The sequence below is a fragment of the Variovorax sp. 20P10.2.4 genome, assembly GCF_058244205.1.
The window spans coordinates 1-3,533 of sequence record NZ_JBZAYE010000708.1; the positions used below are offsets into that span (position 1 = coordinate 1).

Consider the following 3,533-nt stretch of genomic DNA (forward strand, 5'->3'; position numbering starts at 1 on the left):
TCGCGCGCCGCCCTTCCCGCCGCGGATGCCCTGCCGCGGCGCCCCATCTCTTCCTCGAACGGAGGTTCCCCGTGTTCGTCCTTTTCGGGCGCGCCAGCCGCGCCCGGCGCAGCCCTGCGCCTTTCGCGCGCAGCAGCCCGCCGTCTTCCCTCCTCTTCGTCCCTGCGCGGGAGCGCATGCCATGAGCGACCTGAATCTCACCCTCTTTCAATGGCTGGCGGCCGGCACGCCACCGGCGCGGCCCGCGCTGTGGCTCGCCACCGCCTTCGCGCTCGGTGGCGCTTGGCTCAGTGCCGGGATCATCGGCGTCGCGATCTGGAAAAAAGCGGCCGACCGGGCCTACCTGTGGATCGTGCTCGCGGCCGCCGGGCCCTGCGCCATGCTGTCCCATGCCATCGCGTTGCGCCTGGACCAGCCGCGCCCCTTCGTGCTGGGCCTGGCCCAGGCCTACATCGAGCATGCGGGCCGCGGCTCGCTGCCCAGCACGCATGCGAGCGTGATGTTCCTCGTGGCCGTGGCCTGCCTGCTGCGCCCGAGCCTGCGCCGTGTCGGCCTCGCGCTGCTGGCCTCGGCCATCGTCACGGGCTGGGCGCGCATCTACGTGGGCGTGCATTTCCCGATCGACATCGCCGCGGGCCTCGTCCTGGGCGCGGTGCTCGCGGGTGCGCTCGCCATCGCGCTGCGGCTCGCGCGCCGGCTCCTGCCCGCCGAAGGCGCGGCTCCGGCCACGTGGAGGATGCCGTGAACGCGCAGACATTCTTGCGCCGCGCGCCCGAAGCGGTAGCAGCGGTCGAAGCGGTAGCGGCGTCCCTGTCGGCGCCCACGCCCTCCGAAGGGCGAGCGCTCAGCCTCTCCTGCGTGATCCCCTGCTTCAACGAAGGCCCGAACCTGCGCCGGCTGCTGCCGCTGCTGGAGGACATCCTCTGGTCCACGCACATGAGTTGGGAGATCGTGATCGTCGACGACGGCAGCACCGACGACACGGCCGCGGTGGTCGATGCCTGGTGCGAACTGCCCGGCTTCCGCTGCATCTCGCTGTCGCGCAATTTCGGCAAGGAGGCCGCGCTGACCGCGGGGCTGGCCGCGGCCGTGGGCGACGTGGTGGTGCTGCTCGACGGCGACCTGCAGCATCCGCCCGAGCTGGTCCGCACGATGCTCGCGCAGTGGCGCGCCGGCGCGGAGGTGGTCTATGCCGTGCGCGAGCGGCGCGACGACGAGAGCCCCGTCAAGCGGCTCGGCAGCCGGCTCTTCTATCGGTTGCTCAATGCCTCGGACCGCTTCGCGGTGCCCGAGGACGCGGGCGACTTCCGGCTGATGGACCGCAAGGTGGTCGATGCGCTGATGCGCCTGCCCGAGCGCGGCCGCTTCATGAAGGGCCTGTACGCCTGGGTCGGCTTTCGCGCCGTGGCGCTGCCCTACACGCCGGCGCCGCGCGCCGAGGGCCGCTCCAGTTTCAACATGCGCCGCCTCGTGCTGCTGGCGCTCGACGGGCTCACCGCCTTCACCACCTGGCCGCTGCGCATGGTGAGCGTGGCGGGCCTCGCGATCGCGCTGCCGGCCTTCGCCTATGGCCTTTACCTGTGCGCCGAACGGCTGCTGTTCGGCAATGCGGTCTCGGGCTGGACCACGATCGTCGTGAGCCTGATGTTCTTCATCGGCATCCAGCTGATCTCCACCGGCATCCTCGGCGAGTACATCGCGCGGATCTACGAGGAGTCGAAGGGGCGGCCGCTGTACGTGGTGCGTGGCGAGCGTGGCGGCGGTCTCGCCACGGAGGGTTCATGAGAGCGGATACGCCAGGGCAGACACGTGTTTTCTGGGTCGGTGTGGTGCTGGTCGCATGGCTGCTGGCGACCTCGGGAGCCCGCTCGCTGATGGCGCCCGACGAAGGCCGCTACGTGGGCGTCGCGCTCGCCATGCTGCATTCGGGCGACTGGCTGGTGCCGCGGCTCGACGGCCTGCCCTTCTTCCACAAGCCGCCGCTGTTCTACTGGATCGGCGCCGCGGCGATGGGCGTGGCAGGGCCGATCGAATGGGCCGCGCGGCTGCCCTCGGTGCTGGGCGCCAGCGCCGCCGGCATCGCGCTGTTCGCCTTCCTGCGGCGCTGGACCGACGACCGGCTCGCGCTGTGGTCGACGGTGGTGCTCGCCACCATGCCGTATTTCTTCCTCGGCGCGCAGTTCGCGAACCTCGACATGCTGGTGGCCGGCTGCATCTCGGCGACGGTGCTGCTCGCGGCCTGGGCGGTGCTGGCTCACGACGAGGCGCAGCCATGGCGTGGTGCGCTGGCGGGGGCGCATGCCTGCGCCGCGGCCGGGCTGCTCGCCAAGGGGCTGATCGGCCTGCTGCTGCCGTTCCTGGTGCTGCTCGCCTGGTGCGCCTGGACGCGACGGCTGGGCACGCTGTGGCGGCTGTGCCGCTGGTTGCCCGGCTGGGTGCTGCTGCTCGCGCTCGCGGCGCCCTGGTTCGTGGCGATGCAGCGCGCGTACCCGGACTTCTTCGACTACTTCGTGATCACGCAGCACTTCCGGCGCTTCGCCTCGAGCGGCTTCAACAACGAGCAGCCGTTCTGGTTCTATCTGCCGGTGTTGGCCGCGCTGACCCTGCCGTGGTCGATCGGCCTGCTGTTGCCGCGCCACAAGAACGCGGCGCCGGACATCGGCACCACCACGCGCGACATCGACCGGCTGATGGGGGTCTGGCTGATCGTCATCGTGGTCTTCTTCTCGCTGCCACGCTCCAAGCTCGTCGGCTATGTGCTGCCCGTGCTCGCGCCGCTGGCTTTTCTGGTGGCGCGGCGCATCCTGGCCAGCGGCCCGATGCGCGAAGGACGAGGCCTGAAGGCGGCCGCCGCCGCGGCGATGGCGCTGTGCCTCGCGGGCGTGGGCACGCTGGTCGCGATGCCGCCGCCGGGCGCGCGATTGCGCCTGCCGGCGGACGAGCGCATCGGGCCCGGCGACCAGGTGCTGATGCTCGACAGCTACGTCTACGAGATTCCCTTCTACTGGCAGTTGCGCGCGCCGGTGATGGTGCTCGGCGACTGGAAGCAGCAACCGGAGCGCGACGACTGGCGCAAGGAGCTCGCGGATGCGGCGCGCTTCGACAAGGCCCGGGCCTCGCGGCTGCTGGTCGATGCCTCGCAGCTGCCCGCGATCCTGTGCGCGCCCCGCACCACCTGGCTGGTGGGGCCGAACAATTCGCAGCTCGCGCATCCATGGCTCGCGGGCACGAAGCTGGTGGCGGTCAACGACCGGCTGGCGGTGTGGCGCCATGACGGCGCCACGCGGCGCGGGTCGCACTGCGCGGGCATTCCCGAGGCGGCCCCGAACGCGGACGCGCAGCCATGAGCCCATCGCCACGCGAGGCCACTGCCGAGGGCCCGCGCTCGATCTGCATCTGCGTCGACGACTTCGGCATGGGGCATGCGATCAACGAAGCGGCGCTCGTGCTCGCCGAGCGCGAGCGCATCAGCGCCGTGGGCTGCATGGTGCGGCGCGCCGCATGGCTGTCGGGTGCGCGCCTGCTGCGCCGGC

General features: G+C 71.6%; 4 protein-coding genes. All 4 read left to right on the plus strand.

Annotated features, from left to right (window positions below):
- Positions 1 to 181: 181 nt before the first annotated feature.
- Positions 182 to 745 carry a phosphatase PAP2 family protein gene (locus tag AC27VN_RS36025; protein ID WP_398491594.1) on the plus strand — a complete coding sequence of 188 codons (564 nt, stop codon included), beginning with the start codon at positions 182 to 184 and terminating at the stop codon, positions 743 to 745.
- Positions 746 to 810: 65 nt separating this feature from the next.
- Complete coding sequence (locus AC27VN_RS36030; protein WP_490879730.1) at positions 811 to 1,785, plus strand: glycosyltransferase family 2 protein; 975 nt, start codon at positions 811 to 813, stop codon at positions 1,783 to 1,785.
- Positions 1,782 to 3,347: an ArnT family glycosyltransferase gene (locus tag AC27VN_RS36035; protein WP_490879728.1), complete on the plus strand. Its 1,566-nt coding sequence runs from the start codon at positions 1,782 to 1,784 to the stop codon at positions 3,345 to 3,347. The genes AC27VN_RS36030 and AC27VN_RS36035 overlap by 4 nt, the downstream gene beginning before the upstream one ends.
- Positions 3,344 to 3,533 (plus strand): ChbG/HpnK family deacetylase (locus AC27VN_RS36040; RefSeq protein ID WP_490879729.1); only part of this gene is annotated, 190 nt, incomplete at its 3' end. The genes AC27VN_RS36035 and AC27VN_RS36040, both read left to right, overlap by 4 nt.